Origin of the sequence: Sodalis sp. RH24 (assembly GCF_047324145.1) — a bacterium.
In the GTDB taxonomy this organism is placed as follows: Bacteria; Pseudomonadota; Gammaproteobacteria; order Enterobacterales; family Enterobacteriaceae; genus Acerihabitans.
The window spans coordinates 4015454-4033357 of sequence record NZ_CP178729.1; the positions used below are offsets into that span (position 1 = coordinate 4015454).

13 protein-coding genes are annotated in these 17904 nt (G+C 57.7%); 10 read left to right on the forward strand and 3 right to left on the reverse strand.

Annotated features, from left to right (window positions below; genetic code table 11):
* The first annotated feature begins 106 nt into the window (after nt 1–106).
* The 3 genes from ACL2XG_RS18115 (at nt 107) to gntT (ending at nt 3723) form a co-directional block, all read left to right on the forward strand.
* Nucleotides 107–802: a pirin family protein gene (locus ACL2XG_RS18115; protein ID WP_410013194.1), complete on the forward strand. Its 696-nt coding sequence runs from the start codon at nt 107–109 to the stop codon at nt 800–802.
* A 320-nt stretch (nt 803–1122) separates the two neighbouring features.
* Complete coding sequence (gene gntR / locus ACL2XG_RS18120; protein WP_410016706.1) at nt 1123–2118, forward strand: gluconate operon transcriptional repressor GntR; 996 nt, start codon at nt 1123–1125, stop codon at nt 2116–2118.
* Between the two features lie 285 nt (nt 2119–2403).
* On the forward strand, nt 2404–3723 hold the full coding sequence (gene gntT, locus ACL2XG_RS18125) for a gluconate transporter (protein ID WP_413721588.1): 1320 nt from the start codon (nt 2404–2406) through the stop codon (nt 3721–3723).
* A 91-nt stretch (nt 3724–3814) separates the two neighbouring features.
* Here gntT and ACL2XG_RS18130 read toward each other — a convergent pair whose 3' ends face one another.
* Both ACL2XG_RS18130 and ACL2XG_RS18135 read right to left on the reverse strand, forming a co-directional pair.
* Nucleotides 3815–4408 carry a YhgN family NAAT transporter gene (locus tag ACL2XG_RS18130; protein ID WP_410013196.1) on the reverse strand — a complete coding sequence of 198 codons (594 nt, stop codon included), beginning with the start codon at nt 4406–4408 and terminating at the stop codon, nt 3815–3817.
* Nucleotides 4405–4542, reverse strand: a complete 138-nt coding sequence (locus tag ACL2XG_RS18135) for a hypothetical protein (RefSeq protein ID WP_410013197.1) — start codon at nt 4540–4542, stop codon at nt 4405–4407. The genes ACL2XG_RS18130 and ACL2XG_RS18135 overlap by 4 nt, the downstream gene beginning before the upstream one ends.
* Nucleotides 4543–4616: 74 nt before the next feature.
* On the opposite strand from ACL2XG_RS18135, the gene asd reads away from it, so the two are divergent.
* The 6 genes from asd to glgP all read left to right on the forward strand — a co-directional run bounded on the left by asd (nt 4617) and on the right by glgP (nt 15610).
* On the forward strand, nt 4617–5720 hold the full coding sequence (gene asd, locus ACL2XG_RS18140; protein WP_410013198.1) for an aspartate-semialdehyde dehydrogenase: 1104 nt from the start codon (nt 4617–4619) through the stop codon (nt 5718–5720).
* 465 nt (nt 5721–6185) lie between these two features.
* Nucleotides 6186–8369: a 1,4-alpha-glucan branching enzyme gene (gene glgB, locus ACL2XG_RS18145; protein ID WP_413721587.1), complete on the forward strand. Its 2184-nt coding sequence runs from the start codon at nt 6186–6188 to the stop codon at nt 8367–8369.
* A complete protein-coding gene (gene glgX / locus ACL2XG_RS18150) occupies nt 8369–10354 on the forward strand; it encodes a glycogen debranching protein GlgX (RefSeq protein WP_413721586.1) in 1986 nt (661 codons plus the stop codon). The genes glgB and glgX overlap by 1 nt, the downstream gene beginning before the upstream one ends.
* Nucleotides 10355–10367: 13 nt before the next feature.
* Complete coding sequence (gene glgC / locus ACL2XG_RS18155; protein ID WP_410013201.1) at nt 10368–11654, forward strand: glucose-1-phosphate adenylyltransferase; 1287 nt, start codon at nt 10368–10370, stop codon at nt 11652–11654.
* 51 nt (nt 11655–11705) lie between these two features.
* Nucleotides 11706–13136, forward strand: a complete 1431-nt coding sequence (gene glgA, locus ACL2XG_RS18160; RefSeq protein WP_410013202.1) for a glycogen synthase GlgA — start codon at nt 11706–11708, stop codon at nt 13134–13136.
* 26 nt (nt 13137–13162) lie between these two features.
* Nucleotides 13163–15610, forward strand: coding sequence for a glycogen phosphorylase (gene glgP / locus ACL2XG_RS18165; RefSeq protein ID WP_413721585.1), 2448 nt, complete (start codon nt 13163–13165; stop codon nt 15608–15610).
* 185 nt (nt 15611–15795) lie between these two features.
* Here the strand turns inward: glgP and glpD are convergent, their stop codons facing one another.
* Complete coding sequence (glpD, locus tag ACL2XG_RS18170) at nt 15796–17307, reverse strand: glycerol-3-phosphate dehydrogenase (RefSeq protein WP_410013204.1); 1512 nt, start codon at nt 17305–17307, stop codon at nt 15796–15798.
* A 179-nt stretch (nt 17308–17486) separates the two neighbouring features.
* Between glpD and glpE the strand changes: the two genes are divergently transcribed.
* On the forward strand, nt 17487–17819 hold the full coding sequence (gene glpE, locus ACL2XG_RS18175; protein ID WP_410016707.1) for a thiosulfate sulfurtransferase GlpE: 333 nt from the start codon (nt 17487–17489) through the stop codon (nt 17817–17819).
* The last annotated feature ends 85 nt before the right edge of the window (nt 17820–17904 follow it).

The following is a 17904-nucleotide window of genomic DNA, read 5'->3' on the forward strand; positions in this document are numbered from 1 at the left end:
GGCCAGACCCTATGTTCAGTTTTTTTGAATAGAGCGATGAGATTTTTACCCTTTTATATTCCCGACGTAAGTCTAGACTAGAAAAAAACGTTGAGGAGAGTTGAACATGATTTACTTAAGAGCAGCAAACGATCGCGGTCATGCTAACCATGGGTGGCTCGACAGCTGGCATACCTTTTCTTTTGCCGACTATTATGACGCCAAATTCATGGGTTTTTCCGCGCTGCGGGTGATTAACGAAGACCGCATCGCGCAAGGCCAGGGTTTCGGTACCCATCCCCATAAGGATATGGAAATTCTGACCTATGTGCTGGACGGTACGGTGGAACATCAGGACAGCATGGGTAATAAAGAACAAATCCATGCCGGGGAATTCCAGATCATGAGCGCCGGCACCGGGATACGCCATTCCGAATATAACGGACGTGACGATAAGGCGCTGCATTTATACCAAATCTGGATTATCCCGCAGCAAACCGGCCTGACGCCGCGTTATGAGCAGCGCCGTTTTGACGCCCCGCAGGGCCGTCAACTGGTGCTCTCGCCGGATGCGCGCGAGGGTTCGCTGAAGGTGTTCCAGGATATGACCCTGTCGCGCTGGGCGTTGCCCGCCGGCCAGCAGGAAACGCTGGACGTGGCGCCGGGACGGCGTGTCTGGATCCAGGTGGTGCGCGGTGAACTGGATATCAACGGCCAGCGGGCCGGCGCCAGCGATGCGCTCGCCGTTTGGGACGAAACCGTACTGACCCTCAAGGCGGGGCCGGACAGCGAAATCCTGGTATTCGACCTGCCGCCGGTGTGATAGCGCATGAGTGACAGCAAGCGGGCCACGGCCCGCTTGAATTGAATGACCAAACCTTGCCAGCAGGTATGCCGGACAAGCTCGTAATGACGCCGTAAATACGTCCATGTAGGCTCGGGCGCGTCATCCCTGGCGCGCTACGCGTTACTCTCCATGCCCAACATACCCGCTTCACGCTTATGGGCGAGTTTGTCGGCAGTCTGAAGCGGGCCACGGCCCGCTTTTTTATGCCTGGGGACTGCGCCGCCGGATAAACATACTCGCCGCGTCTTTTTTTTGCTAAACTCCGTCCATTCCAGGTAGGAGCTGTCATGTCGCCAATCAAGAAAAAAAGACCGGGACTTCAGGACGTTGCCGATAAAGTCGGCGTCACTAAAATGACGGTCAGCCGCTATTTGCGCAATCCGGCGCTGGTATCGGAGGCATTGCAGCTGAAAATAGCCCATTCCCTGGATGAATTGGGTTACATTCCCAACCGGGCGCCGGATATCCTTTCCAATGCCACCAGCCGGGCTATCGGCGTGCTGCTGCCTTCCCTGACCAACCAGGTATTCGCCGAAGTGCTGCGCGGCATCGAAACAGTCACCGACGCCCACGGCTACCAGACCATGCTGGCCCACTACGGCTACCAGCCTGAAACCGAAGAATTACGCCTGACCTCGCTGCTGAGCTATAACATCGACGGCCTGATCCTAGCCGAGCGCACCCACACGCCGCGCACCCTGAAGATGATCGAAGTGGCCGGCATCCCGGTGGTGGAAATCATGGACAGCGTTTCCCCTTGCCTGGATATCGCGGTGGGCTTCGACAACTTCGAGGCGGCGCGGCAAATGACCCTGCATATCATTGCGCGCGGGCACCGGCATGTGGTGTATTTCGGCGCACGCCTCGATGAGCGCACCATCATTAAGCAGCGGGGTTATGAGCAGGCGATGGCGGAGCAGGGACTACGGGCCCACAGCGTCATGATTACCGAATCGTCCTCTTACTCCACCGGCGCCGAGCTGTTACGCCAGGCCCAGCGTGAATATCCCGTCATGGACAGTATCGTTTGCACTAACGATGACCTGGCCATCGGCGCGGTATTTGAATGCCAGCGCCAGGGGCTGCGTATCCCCGAGGATATGGCTATCGCCGGCTTCCACGGTCACGATGTCGGCCAGGCGATGCAGCCGCGGCTCGCCAGCGTGCTCACGCCCCGTGAGGAAATGGGCCGCCTGAGCGCCGAAAAGCTCCTGGCCCGCCTGCGCGGCGAAACGGTTGATCCGCTAAAAACGGACGTCGGTTTTACCTTATTGCCAGGGGACAGCATCTGAATTTCCGCCTTAACCTCTCCCCGCGCGCCGTGAAGTTCATCGTTACGTCATTTTATCTCATCATAATTATGATCTACCTCCCAAAACGTTAATTTTGTCCCGCAGGTGGATTCCTTATCGTGATGTTACCCGTATCATGATACCGGTAACATCACGATACACACTATGCTCTTACGGTTGGCCGGGGAATATCCCCGACTTGCACATCACTAACCCAAATGCATAACTACTCGAAGGCAAGGTATTCCAAATCCTTGCCGGGAAAAAAGCCATTGAGGACTTTTTATGCCGCTCTTTATCGTTGCTATCGGCGTGGCGTTGCTGCTGTTGCTGATGATTCGTTTTAAACTGAATGGTTTTATCGCTTTAATTCTGGTGGCGCTGATTGTCGGCGTGCTTGAGGGAATGCCGGTCAGCAAGGTATTGGTATCCATCAAGAACGGTGTCGGCGGCACCTTGGGCAGCCTGGCGCTGATTATCGGTTTTGGCGCCATGCTGGGTAAGCTGCTGGCGGATTGTGGCGGCGCGCAGCGTATCGCCACTACCCTTATCGATAAATTCGGCAAGCAGAATATCCAGTGGGCCGTGGTGGTCACCGGTTTTACCGTGGGTTTTGCCCTGTTTTATGAGATCGGCTTTGTCCTGATGCTGCCGCTGGTGTTCAGCCTGGCCGCGACGGCGCGCATTCCGCTGCTGTATGTCGGCGTACCGATGGCGGCCGCGCTATCGGTAACCCATGGTTTCCTGCCGCCGCATCCGGGGCCGACCGCCATCGCCACCATTTTCCATGCGGATATGGGCAAGACCTTGCTGTACGGCGCCATTTTGGCGGTGCCCACGGTGATCCTGGCCGGGCCGGTCTACAGCCGGTTCCTGAAAGGGATCGATAAGCCGGTGCCTGAAGGTCTGTACAATCCGAAAATCTTTACCGAACAGGAAATGCCGAGCTTCGCGGTCAGCGTCTGGACCGCGCTGGTCCCCGTGGTGCTGATGGCGCTGCGCGCCGTGGCTGAGATGGCACTGCCCGCCGGGCATCCCATCCTGCCTTACGCCGAATTCTTTGGCGATCCGATCATGGCAACCCTGATTTCGGTGCTTATCGCCATCTTCACCTTCGGCATCAACCGTGGCCGCAGCGTGCAGCAGGTTATGGACACCATCAGCGATTCCATCAAGATTATCGCCATGATCCTGCTGATTATCGGCGGTGGCGGCGCATTCAAGCAGGTTCTGGTGGATAGCGGCGTCGGTACTTATATTGCCTCGCTGATGGAAGGCAGCACCATTTCGCCGTTACTGCTGGCCTGGAGCATTGCCGCCGTACTGCGTGTCGCCCTCGGCTCCGCCACGGTCGCCGCCATCACCGCCGGCGGCATCGCCGCGCCGCTGATCGCCACCACCGGCGCCAGCCCCGAACTGATGGTCATCGCCGTCGGGTCCGGCAGCGTCATTTTCTCCCACGTCAACGATCCGGGCTTCTGGCTGTTCAAGGAATATTTCAACCTGACCATTCTGGAAACCATCAAATCCTGGTCGGCGCTGGAAACCATTATTTCGGTCTGCGGCCTGATAGGTTGCCTGCTGATGAATATGGCCATTTCTTAACCCATACCGCCCGCGGCATGCCGCTGCGGGGGATATCAGCAATCGCAGGGGCGCATCACGCGCCCCTGTTTTTATGCTGACGGCCACGTCGTCAACTGCGCAAATAGACCCGCACGCCGTCCAGGAACATTTGCGTGGACAGCATCACCAGCAGCAACCCCATCAATCTTTCCAATGCGTTGACGCCTTTGTCGCCCAGCAGCCGTATAAACAGCGACGATTGCATCAGGATAAACACCGACATGCCCCAGGCTATCAGCAATGCCACCACCAGATGATTAATCTGGTGCGGATACTGGTGGGATAACAGCATCAGGGTGGCCAGAATCGAGGGCCCGGCCACCAGCGGAATGGCCAGCGGCACCAGGAACGGCTCTTCGCCGGCCGGCAATCCGCTGCTGTTGCCCTCTTGCGACGGGAAAATCATTTTAATGGCAATCAGGAACATAATGATGCCGCCGGAGATAGACACGGTTTCCGAACGCAGGTTAAGAAAAGAGAGGATCTTTTCACCGGCAAACAAAAACAGCAGCATCAGCAATAATGCGATTAACAGCTCGCGGATCACGATCGCGCGGCGCCGTTTCGGTTCAAGGTGTTTTAATACCGACATAAAAATCGGTAAATTGCCCAGCGGATCCATTATTAAAAACAGCAATACGGTTGCCGAAATCATTTCAGTCATTTTTGCCTCTTTTTTTTCCGTTTTTTCCCCTGACTCCTCCAGCCGGGATGATTATTAGCGTCACTGCTGAAAAACTTTTCCTTATCGATTAATTTCGCTTGCAGCTGTTCGGCCACATTTTGTAAGGTGGTCATTGTATAGCCGGCGTGTTTTTGCCGCGGCTGACGCCAGAATATCCTTTGTCACCCTCCAAGGCAGGACAGTTAACATGAAAAACGTTGGTTTTATTGGCTGGCGCGGTATGGTCGGTTCGGTGCTCATGCAACGCATGAACGAAGAACGCGATTTTGACGCCATCCGTCCGGTATTCTTCTCAACTTCCCAGCCAGGCCAGGCCGCGCCGGTATTCGGCGGGCAGCAAGGGACGTTGCAGGATGCCTATTCCCTGGACGCCCTGAGCGCCCTGGATATTATCGTCACCTGCCAGGGCGGCGATTATACCAACGAAATCTACCCTAAGCTTAAGGAAATCGGCTGGCAGGGATACTGGATCGACGCGGCGTCCTCGCTGCGTATGCAGGATGACGCCATTATCATTCTTGACCCGGTAAACCAGGCGGTGATCCAGCAGGGCCTGAACGATGGCGTCAAGGCCTTTGTCGGCGGCAACTGCACCGTGAGTCTGATGTTGATGTCGCTTGGCGGCCTGTTCGCCCAGGATTTGGTGGACTGGGTGTCCGTCGCCACCTACCAGGCCGCTTCCGGCGGCGGGGCGCGCCATATGCGCGAGCTGCTGGCGCAAATGGGCCAGTTGTATAATGAAGTGGCGAAAGAGTTGCAGGATCCGGCCTCGGCCATTCTGGATATCGAGCGTAAAGTGACGACGCTAACCCGCAGCGGCACCCTGCCTGTCGATAACTTCGGCGTGCCGCTGGCCGGCAGCCTGATCCCCTGGATCGACAAACAGCTGGACAACGGCCAGAGCCGTGAAGAGTGGAAGGGCCAGGCTGAAACCAATAAGATCCTCAATACCCGCCGGGTCATTCCGGTGGATGGCCTGTGCGTGCGCGTCGGCGCGCTGCGCTGCCACAGCCAGGCGTTTACTATTAAGCTTAAACGCGATGTCGGCCTGCCGGAAATCGAGCAAATCCTTGCCACCCATAATGACTGGGTGCATGTGGTGCCCAACGATCGCGAGCTGTCGATGCGGGAATTAACGCCGGCCGCCGTCACCGGCACCCTGAAAACGCCGGTCGGGCGGTTGCGTAAACTGAACATGGGGCCGGAATATCTGTCGGCGTTTACCGTGGGCGATCAATTGTTATGGGGTGCGGCGGAACCATTGCGGCGCATGCTGCGCTTACTGGCCTGACCTGATACGACCCTGCCGACAAAGCCCGTCCGTTTCGCGACGGATGGGCCGCGATTGCCTCCCCTATTTCCTTGCGCCGCTTGAGCAAAGTTAAAAATAAGTGAGCGACAAAATTTCACTTTTTTAACTTTTGTGCAAAGACACTATTTCATATTTCTCTGATTAATATAAGAATCTTTTTTTCTAACTCAAAGTATTTCAATAGCTTATTAGATAATTAAAATTTTCATCAGCTAAGGTTATTCTTTCTTTTAAACCTTTGTCTATGCTTATTATTGTGAGATCTATGATTGCGCATAAGATGTAATCAATACTACCCCGAATCTCTGCACCGTTTTATGCACCCGCGCCGGTCCCGCCGTCGCGGGCGCCCGTGCCTTAGGGAAACCATGGGGGTGGTGTAAGCATCGGATAATTTTTTGGAAATATTGTTTTATTTCATGGAGTAATGAAAGGAATAACACCATGTCAGGATTTCCCGACCATGAGGTCATTACAGCTTTGGTTTCCGGCCGGTATGCCGATCCGTTTTCATTATTAGGCATGCATCAGACCAGCGAAGGGCTGGTGGTGCGCGCGTTATTACCGGATGCCAGTGCGGTAACGCTTATTGATAAAAAAAATGGGCGCAAGATCACAGAATTAACCTGTGAAGACGACCGCGGTTTGTTTATGGCGCAATTAGGCCGGCGTAAAAAACCTTTTACCTATCAATTGGCCGTCACCTGGCATGAGCATACTTATATCATTGAGGACCCGTACCGTTTCGGACCGCTCTTGCAGGATATCGACAGCTGGCTACTGGCGGAAGGCACCCATTTACGTCCTTATGAACGTCTCGGCGCCCACCCGGACGAGCTGGACGGGGTGGCGGGCATGCGTTTTGCCGTTTGGGCGCCCAATGCCCAGCGGGTATCGGTGGTGGGCGAGTTTAATTATTGGGACGGCCGCCGGCATCCTATGCGCCAGCGGCGCGAAAACGGCATTTGGGAACTGTTCCTGCCTTCCGTCACCGTCGGCCAACTGTACAAATACGAAATCATCGACTGTCACGGACAAACGCGCCTGAAGGCCGACCCCTATGCCTTCGAGGCGCAAATGCGCCCGGAAACCGCGTCCCTGACCCGGGGATTGCCGCCGGTGATAGCGCCGGACGCGGCCAGGAGCGCGGCCAATACGTTCAACCAGCCGATTGCCATTTATGAAGTGCATTTGGGATCCTGGCGGCGTCACGCCGACAATAATTTCTGGCTCAGTTACCTGGAACTGGCGGAGCAACTGGTCGATTACGTCAAGTATATGGGGTTTACCCACATTGAGCTGCTGCCGATTAACGAGCACCCTTTTGACGGCAGCTGGGGCTACCAGCCGCTCGGCATCTATGCGCCCACCCGCCGGTTCGGCACCCCCGAGGATTTCCGGGTACTGATTGACGCCGCCCACCGGGCGGGCATCAACGTGTTGCTCGATTGGGTGCCCGGCCATTTCCCTGGCGACGAATTTGGCCTGGCGAAATTCGACGGCACGTCGCTGTATGAGTACGCCGACCCGCGCGAAGGGCTGCACCAGGACTGGAATACGCTGATCTACAACTACGGTCGCAACGAAGTACGCAACTTCCTGGCGGGCAATGCGCTATTTTGGCTGGAAAGATACGGTATCGACGGTTTACGCGTCGATGCGGTGGCCTCGATGATCTATCGCGACTACAGCCGTCCTGCGGGGCAATGGGTGCCCAACCATTATGGCGGCAACGAGAATCTCGAGGCGATAGCCTTCCTGCGCTATACCAACCATACCGTGGGCACCCAGCGCGACGGCGCCATTACCGTGGCCGAGGAATCCACCTCATTTTCCGGCGTGACCGCGCCGCCGGAAAACGGCGGCCTCGGTTTCCATTACAAATGGAATATGGGCTGGATGAACGACACGCTGAAATATATGCAGCTCGATCCGGTTCACCGCAAATACCATCATCACCAGATGACGTTCAGCATGGTATACGCCTACAGCGAAAATTTCGTGCTGCCGCTGTCCCATGATGAAGTCGTGCACGGCAAACACTCCATCCTGAACCGCATGCCCGGCGATATGTGGCAAAAATTCGCCAATGTGCGCGCCTACTACGGCTTTATGTGGGGACACCCCGGTAAAAAACTGCTGTTTATGGGCAACGAGTTCGCGCAGCTGCGTGAATGGAACCACGACATGAGTCTCGACTGGCACCTGCTGGACGACCCGGACGGCATGCACAGCGGCGTGCAGCGGCTGGTGCGCGACTTAAACCAGTGCTATCGCACCCATGCGCCGTTGTATGAAGTGGATTATCGCTATAACGGTTTTGAATGGCTGGTGGCGGACGACAGCGAAAACTCGGTATTCGCTTTTCTGCGCCGCGACGCCAGCGGCGGCGAAATGATCGTGGTCAGCAACTTTACCCCGGTGCCGCGCCCCGGCTATCGCATCGGCATCCCGTCCCCCGGACGTTGGCGCGAGGTGCTGAATACCGACTCCCATTATTATAACGGCAGCAATATGGGCAATAGCGGCGAGCTGTACAGCGAACCTGTTTCCAGTCATCACCGGGAGCATTCGCTGCTACTGACCGTACCACCGCTGGCGACGATTTTCCTGGTACGGGAGAATTAATGGAGACGCTGTCCGCAGGTTCAGCCAGCCCCATGGGAGCCCGATTTGACGGCAAAGGCGTCAACTTCAGCCTGTATTCGGCCCATGCCGAGCGCGTGCTGTTGTGCCTGTTCGACGACAAAGGCGATGAACGGCAAATCGCATTGACGGCGCGCAGCGGGAATATCTGGCACGGCTACCTGCCGGGCGCCGGCCCCGGCCAGCGTTATGGCTATCGGGTACAGGGCCCGTTTGAGCCGCGAAAGGGACTGCGCTTTAATCCGGCCAAGCTGTTGATCGATCCCTGCGCCCGCGCGCTTGACGGCGCGGTCGGCGACCATCCGTCGCTGTATGACCCGGGCGACACGCCGGACGGGGCCGACAGCGCCGCGGCGGCGCCGAAAAGCGTGGTGGTGGATGAGCGCTATGATTGGCGTGACGATACGCCGCCCGCGACGCCCTGGGGCGAGACGGTAATTTATGAAGCCCATGTGCGCGGACTGACCCGGCTGCATCCCGGGATCCCGCAGGGGCTGCGCGGCACTTATGCCGGCCTGGCCCATCCGCTGATGACGGGGTATTTGCGGCAACTGGGCATTACCGCAGTCGAGCTGCTGCCGGTGCAGCAGCACGTGGACGAACCGCGTTTGCAACGCCTGGGGCTGCGCAATTACTGGGGATACAACGTGCTGGCGCCCTATGCGGTCGAGCCGGGCTATGCCTGCGGCCATCAGGATCTGTCGGCGCTGGACGAGTTTCGCGCCATGGTGCGCGCCCTGCACCAGGCCGGTATCGAAGTCATCCTCGACGTGGTGTTCAACCACAGCGCCGAGCTGGATTTGACCGGTCCCGTGCTGTCGCTGCGCGGCATCGACAACCCCGGCTGGTATTGGCTGGACGAACGCGGGGATTATCAAAACTGGACCGGCTGCGGCAATACGCTGCGCCTCGATAATCCCGATGTTACCGCCTGGGTGCTGGACTGCCTGCGCTTCTGGCGCGAGACGTGCCATGTCGACGGCTTTCGTTTTGATTTAGGCACGGTGCTGGGGCGCACGCCGGAATTCAGCGCCAGCGCGCGGCTATTCGCCGCGCTGCAGGAGCATCCGGCGCTTAACGGCTGCAAACTGATCGCCGAACCTTGGGATATCGGACCCGGCGGTTATCAGGTCGGCGCTTTCCCGCCGCCGTTCGCGGAATGGAACGACCGTTTTCGCGACGATATGCGCCGCTTCTGGCTGCGCGGCGACCTGGCGCCGGGAGATTTTGCCCGCCGTTTTGCCGCGTCCAGCGACCTGTTCAACACGACCGGGCGCTTACCCTGCGCCACGGTCAATATGCTGACCGCCCATGATGGCTTTACCCTGCAGGACCTGGTCAGCTTCAGCGAAAAACACAACCAGGCCAACGGCGAGGATAACCGCGACGGCGCCTGGGATAACCTTAGCGACAACCACGGCGTCGAGGGCCCCGACGCCGGACAGGATATCCGGGAACGCCGCCGCCGCAGCCAGCAGGCGCTGCTGGCGACGCTGCTGCTGTCGCAGGGCACGCCGATGCTCCTGGCGGGGGACGAGTTCGGCCATAGCCAGCAGGGCAACAATAACGCCTATTGCCAGGATAATGAACTGACCTGGCTGGACTGGCCGCGCGCGGATGCCGGCCTGATAGGTTATACCGCCGACCTTATCAGCCTGCGCCGGCGTATTCCCGCCCTGATGCAGAACCGCTGGTGGCGTGAAAGCGACCCGCAAACGGTCGAATGGCTGAACGAGCATGGCGAGGCGCTGAGCGCCGGGGAGTGGGAGCGGGGAGAACATCGATTGCAGATCCGTCTGTCACGAGATTACCTGTTTGTGATCAATGCCACTACAAAAGCCTGCGAAATGACCTTACCTGAAGGGACATGGGCGCTGGCGGCACCGTTTCAGCGCCCAGGGCAACCGGATCCGGAGCGCCGCTTACCGCTGGCGGCCCGGACGGTTAATGTGCTGGTAAAACAATAATAAGGAGTCGGCGATGGTTAGGTATGAAGGTAGTGACCCGGTGATGCTGGCCAGACAATTGCCGATCCAAAGCGTCGCGCTGATCCTGGCGGGCGGACGCGGTTCGCGGTTAAAAGATTTGACGGCCAAGCGTGCCAAGCCCGCGGTTCATTTCGGCGGTAAGTTCCGTATTATTGATTTTGCGCTCTCCAACTGCCTGAACTCCGGTATCCGCCGGATAGGCGTGATAACCCAGTACCAGTCGCATACCCTGGTGCAGCATATCCAGCGCGGCTGGTCTTTCCTCAACGAGGAGATGAACGAATTTGTCGATCTGCTGCCGGCGCAGCAGCGTTTTGCCACCGAACACTGGTATCGCGGCACGGCGGACGCGGTATCGCAAAACCTGGATATCATCCGCCGCTACCGCGCCAAATACATCGTCATCCTGGCGGGTGATCATATCTATAAAATGGATTACTCCCGCCTGCTTATCGATCATGTGGAAAAAGGCGCCAAATGCACCGTGGCCTGCCTGCCTGTGCCCCGCATGGAGGGCAGGGACTTCGGCGTTATGGCGGTCGATGATGAATACCGGGTGCTGGACTTTGTCGAAAAACCGCCGGAACCGCCGGCCATGCCCGGTTTCCCGGATCTGGCGCTGGCCAGCATGGGTATTTACGTCTTTGATGCCGATTATCTCTTTGCCCTGCTGGAAGAGGATATGCGCACCGAAGGCTCCAATCATGATTTCGGCAAGGACATTATCCCGAAAATCACCGCCCTGGGCGAAGCCTGGGCGCATCCGTTCACCCTGTCGTGCGTCTCTTCCGCCGACGATGACCAAACCCCGCCCTACTGGCGTGACGTGGGCACGCTGGACGCTTACTGGCGGGCGAATCTGGATCTGGCTTCGGTAACCCCGGAACTGGATATGTACGATCAAAACTGGCCGATACGCACGCATATGGAACCGCTGCCGCCGGCCAAATTTGTTCAGGATCGCGCCGGTAACCACGGCGTGACCCTGAACTCACTGGTTTCCGGCGGTTGCATCCTTTCCGGTGCGCATGTCACGCACTCTGTACTGTTTCCCCGCGTGCGCGTTAATTCGTTTTGCACGCTGGACGGCGCGGTAATTTTACCGGATGTGATCGTGGGACGCTCTTGCCGATTGCGGCGGTGCATTATCGATCGTGCCTGCGAAATACCGGAAGGCATGGTGATCGGTGAAAACGCCGCGGACGATGAACGACGATTCTATCGCTCTGAGGAAGGAATCGTGCTGGTAACACGTAAGATGCTGGCCAACGTCAATTAGGAAGATCTGTAGCCATCAGTCAAAAAATAATAGGCCTTAACAGGAGCGATAATGCAGGTTTTACATGTGTGTTCTGAACTGTTTCCCCTACTGAAAACCGGGGGACTGGCAGATGTGGTCGGGGCATTACCCGCGGCTCAGATTGTGGAAGGGGATGACGTGCGGGTTTTATTGCCGGCGTTTCCGGATTTGCGCAAAGGTATCCCGGATACCCGCGTGGTCAATGAATTCGACGCGTTTTCACGCCGCGTCAAACTGTTATATGGTCGTTTCAACGGCGTTGGCATCTATCTTATCGATGCCCCCGATCTTTACGATCGCCCCGGCAGCCCTTACCATGACCAGGATCAGTATGCCTATATGGATAACTATCTGCGGTTTGCGCTATTGGGCTGGGTCGGCGCCGAAATGGCCAGCGGACTGGACCGGGCCTGGCAACCGGATATCATCCAGGCCCATGACTGGCACGCCGGCCTGACCTGTGCTTACCTGGCGGCCAAGGGACGACCGGCGAAATCGGTGTTTACGGTGCATAACCTGGCTTACCAGGGATTGTTCAACGCCCGACACCTGCCGGAGCTGGGCCTGCCGGATGAGTTTTTCCACACCTACGGCATGGAGTTTTTCGGCCAGATCTCCTATCTGAAGGCCGGGCTGTTCTATGCCGATCACGTCACCACCGTCAGCCCTACCTACGCCCGGGAAATCACCCAGCCGGCCTACGGCTACGGTATGGAAGGGCTATTGGCGTCGCTGCAGTCCCAGGGACGGCTGACCGGCATCCTCAACGGCGTGGACGATGCCATCTGGAATCCGACCCATGACGCCATGCTGTCCACGCGCTATAACCGTGATGTGCTGGAGGCGAAAGTCAACAATAAGCGCCATCTGCAGACCGCCATGGGCCTGACGGTGGACGAAAAGGTCCCGCTGTTTGCCGTGGTCAGCCGCCTGACCAGCCAAAAGGGGCTGGATCTGGTGCTGGAAGTCCTGCCGGACCTGCTGGAGCAGGGCGGCCAGCTGACGCTGCTCGGCGCCGGCGACGCCAACCTGCAGCAGGGGTTCCTGGCGGCGGCGGCGGAATATCCCAGCCAGGTGGGGGTACAGTTAGGGTATCACGAGGCGTTTTCCCACCGCATTATCGGCGGCGCGGACGTGATTATGGTGCCGAGCCGGTTCGAGCCCTGCGGCCTGACGCAGCTCTACGGCCTGAAATACGGTACCCTGCCGCTGGTACGGCGCACCGGCGGGCTGGCGGACACGGTGACCGACAGCTCGCTTGAGAACCTCTCCGACGGCATCGCCAGCGGTTTTGTTTTCGAAGATGCCACCGCCAGCGCGTTGCAACGGGCTATCCGCCGCGCTTTTGTGTTATGGTCAAGGCCTGCCCTGTGGCGTTATGTCCAGCGTCAGGCGATGGGTTTAGATTTCAGTTGGCATGTCGCCGCCCGGGCTTATCAGTCTCTTTATCAACGCTTGTAGATATTCACTGATTGGGAATGAATGCCATGAACTCTCCGTTTATTTATGCTTCACCCACCCTCAGCGTGGAAGCGCTGAAACATTCGATTGCCTATAAGCTGATGTTTACCATCGGTAAAGATCCTTCCGCCGCCAATAAGCATGAGTGGCTGAACGCCACGCTGCTGGCGGTACGGGATCGTATGGTGGAGCGGTGGTTGCGCTCCAATCGCGCCCAACTGTCGCAGGACGTGCGCCAGGTCTATTACCTGTCGATGGAGTTTCTGCTCGGCCGGACCTTGTCCAACGCGCTGCTGGCGATGGGGATTTACGACGATACCAAGGCCGCCCTGGAGGATATGGGGTTCGAGCTGGACGATCTGCTGGAGGAAGAGAACGACCCGGGGTTAGGCAACGGCGGGCTGGGGAGGCTGGCGGCCTGTTTCCTCGATTCCATGGCGACGCTGGCGCTGCCGGGACGGGGTTACGGCATTCGTTATGAATACGGTATGTTCAAGCAGAATATTATCAACGGGCAGCAGGCGGAATCGCCGGATTACTGGCTTGAATACGGCAATCCCTGGGAGTTTCCCCGCCACTCCACCCGCTATAAGGTCCGCTTCGGCGGCCGCGTGCAGCAGGAGGGGGCGAAAACCCGCTGGGTGGAGACCGAGGAAGTGCTGGCCTGCGCCTATGACCAGATTATTCCCGGCTTTGATACCGACGCCACCAACACCTTAAGGCTGTGGAGCGCCCAGGCCAGCAATGAAATCAACCTGGGCAAATTCAACCAGGGCGATTATTTCGCCGCCGTGGAAGATAAAAACTATTCTGAAAACGTTTCCCGGGTGCTCTATCCGGATGATTCCACCTATTCAGGCCGCGAATTGCGCCTGCGCCAGGAATACTTTTTAGTCTCCGCCACCATGCAGGATATTCTCACCCGTCACTGGATGATGCATCAGACCTTCGACAACCTGGCGGATAAAATCGCGGTGCATCTCAACGATACCCACCCGGTGCTGTCGATTCCCGAGCTGATGCGGCTTTTGATCGACGAGCATAAATTTACCTGGCAACAGGCATGGGACGTGGTGGGCAAGGTATTCTCCTATACCAACCATACCCTGATGAGCGAAGCGCTGGAAAGGTGGCCGGTGGACATGCTGGGCAAGATCCTGCCGCGCCAGCTGCAGATTATCTTTGAAATCAACGATCATTTTTTAACCGGCGTGCAGGAACAATTTCCCGGCGACAGCGCCCTGCTGTCACGCGTGTCGATCGTTGATGAACATGACGGGCGGATGATACGCATGGCCTGGCTGGCGGTGATTGCCAGCCATAAGGTCAACGGGGTATCGGAACTGCATTCCGACCTGATGGTGCAATCGCTGTTTGCCGATTTCGCGCGCATCTATCCCGACAAGTTTTGCAATAAAACCAACGGCGTCACGCCACGCCGCTGGCTGGCGCTGGCGAACCGGCCGCTGTCGGCGGTGCTGGACGACGCCATCGGCCAGATGTGGCGTACCGATTTAAGCCAGCTGGAGGAAATCAAATCCCATATCGATTTCCCGGCGTTTATCCAGGATGTGCAAAAGGCCAAGCTGGAAAATAAAAAGACGCTGGCTCTCTATATGGCCAAAGAGCTTAATGTGGTGGCCGACCCGGCGGCGTTATTTGATGTGCAAATCAAGCGTATCCATGAATATAAGCGCCAGTTGATGAATGTGCTGCACATTATTACCCGCTATAACCGGATTAAACAGGATCCCGATGCCGACTGGGTGCCGCGGGTGAATATCTTTGCCGGCAAAGCGGCCTCGGCCTATCATATGGCCAAGCAGATTATCCATTTAATCAACGATGTGGCCACGGTGATTAATAGCGATCCGCAGGTGAAGAACCGCTTGAAGGTGGTATTTATTCCCAACTATAGCGTCAGCCTGGCGCAGCTGATTATCCCGGCGGCGGATTTATCGGAACAGATCTCCCTGGCGGGCACCGAAGCTTCCGGCACCAGTAATATGAAGTTCGCGCTTAACGGCGCGCTGACCATCGGCACCCTGGACGGCGCCAATATCGAGATGAGCAGCCGCATGGGCGAGGAAAACATCTTTATCTTCGGCAATACCGCCGAGCAGGTGGAAGCGCTGCGCCGCGACGGTTATAACCCGCGCCAGTTCTATGAGCAGGATGCGGAGCTTAACCAGGCCCTGACCCAGATCGCCACCGGCGTATTCAGTCCGGGCGAGGCCAATCGCTACCGCAATCTGTTCGATACACTGGTGAATTTCGGCGATTATTACCAGTTGCTGGCGGATTATCGCAGTTATGTCGATACCCAGGATCGGGTGGACCAGCTTTATCAGCAACCGGAGGAGTGGACAAGGCGGGCGGTAATGAATATTGCCAGTATGGGCTATTTCTCGTCGGACCGGACCATCCAGGAATATGCCGATGAGATATGGCATGTGAAGCCGATCCGGCTGTAGCGAAGCATGGCGAGCGGCAAGATGTCCTCATATTGACGTTTAAATGGACATGCGGAGTTGGCGTGTTTATGGCCTGGCGCCGCTCATGATTTATCGATAAACAGCGATCCGGGTGATCAAACAAGGCCGCGTCGTTACGCGGCCTTGTTGCTTAAAATGCGCTGGCCGAATCCGGCCGCCCTTGCCTAGGAGGCCAGCGACAGCTTCCTCCCGCCGCGCGCATGATGGGCCAGCCATTCGCTCACATGCTGTTTTTCGCCGTCATCAAGCCACATGCCGAGTTTGGTGCGGCGCCAGATGGCGTCTTCAAGGGTAACCACCCATTCTTTTTCCACCAGGTAATGCAGCTCCGCCTCGTACAATTCGTGGCCGAAATGCTCGCCAAGGTCGGCGAACGTGGCCGCGCCTTTCAGGATCTGCTCGCTTTGGGTGCCGTAGGTGCGGCTGTAGCGGCGTGCCAGGCTTTCAGTCAGAAAGGCGTATTTGCGCCGCAGCTGGGCGGCATAATCGTCGCGGCTGCCGTTAAAATCGCCGCCCGGCAATACCGCCCCTTTGGTCCAGGCGCCGTAGGCGTCAGGATAATATTTATGCAGCTTTTCCAAAGCGTGTTCAGCCAGTTTGCGGTAGGTGGTCAGCTTGCCGCCGAACACCGATAGCAGGGGGGCCTTGCCGTGGTCGTCGGTGACCGCGAGGGTATAGTCGCGGGTCACCGCCTGCGGCGAGTCGGACTCGTCATCGCACAGAGGACGCACGCCGGAATAGGACCAGACGATGTCCGCGCGGCTGAGCGGCTTCTTGAAATGCGCGTTATAGACGTTAAGCAGGTAATCCGTCTCGCCGTCGTCGATATGCACCGCTTTCGGATCGCCGTGGTATTCCACGTCGGTGGTGCCGATGATGGAGAACTCGTCCAGCCAGGGAATGACAAACACGATGCGGTGGTCTTCATTTTGCAGGATATAGGCGTGCTGGCCGTTATGCACGCGCGGCACCACGATATGGCTGCCTTTGATTAAGCGTATACCATACTGGGAGGGCAGCTTCAGGCTGTCGTCGATAAATTCCTTTACCCATGGGCCGGTGGCGTTGGCCAGGCCCTTGGCCTGCCAGGTCAGGGTCTGGCCGGTAATCACATCCTGCGCTTCCACCGTCCACAGGCCGTTCTCGCGCCAGGCGCGGGTTACTTTGGTGCGGGTGCGCACTTCGCCGCCCTTGGCGACCACTTCCTGCGCGTTCAGTACCACCAGCCGGGCATCGTCCACCCAGCAGTCGGAGTATTCAAAACCGCGCACGATGGAAGGCTTGAGGATGGAATCCGCGCCGAAACGCAACCCTTTACTGGCCGGCAGGCTGGTGCGTTTGCCCAGATGATCGTACATAAACAGTCCGATGCGGATCATCCAGGCCGGCCGCAGATGCGGCCGGTGCGGCAGACGAAAGCGCATGGGGAAGGCGATATGCGGCGCCATCTTTAATAGCACCTCGCGTTCCGCCAGCGCTTCGCTGACCAGGCGGAACTCATAATGCTCGAGATAGCGCAGGCCGCCGTGAATCAGTTTTGAACTGGCGGAAGAGGTCGCGCAGGCCAGGTCATCCGCCTCAAGCAGCAGCACGGATAAGCCGCGCCCCGCTGCGTCTGCCGCGATGCCGGCGCCGTTAATGCCGCCGCCGATCACGATCAAGTCTTTGGTTTCCACGTTACCTTCCTCCAGGTGCTCGTTACAGTTCTTTTATTTTCGTTTTCGCTCATAATTGTAATCGAAAACCAACATCAGCGCCAAGGCCCATGCTGAAAAAAACGTCTATGCGTGACGCAGGTAACAGTTTATGTTTACACTATGTGGAAAAAACGTTAACAAGCGAGGCGACGCAGGCGATGGAACACTTCGAGGCAATAAGCGTGGAACAGGCGTATGAACGCTGGCGGCAGGGCGACGCGATTCTGGTGGATATCCGCGATCCGCAGAGTTTTGCCGTCGGCCATGCGCCGGGGGCGGTTCACCTTACCAACGAAACCCTGGGCGCGTTTATGCAGCAGACGGACTTTACCCGTCCGGTGATGGTGATGTGCTATCACGGCAACAGCAGCAAGGGCGCTGCGCAGTACCTTCTGCAACAGGGGTTTAACGCCGCCTATAGCATAGACGGTGGTTTCGATGCCTGGCAGAAAGCGTTTCCCTCCGACGTCGCCACCCCGACGGCAGGCTGACCCGCGCCAGGCGCCGGCGTTTCCCTGCGCGGGCGCCGCTTTTTTCAGCGGGCGATAATCACCGGTGCGTCGATTGTGACGCGCT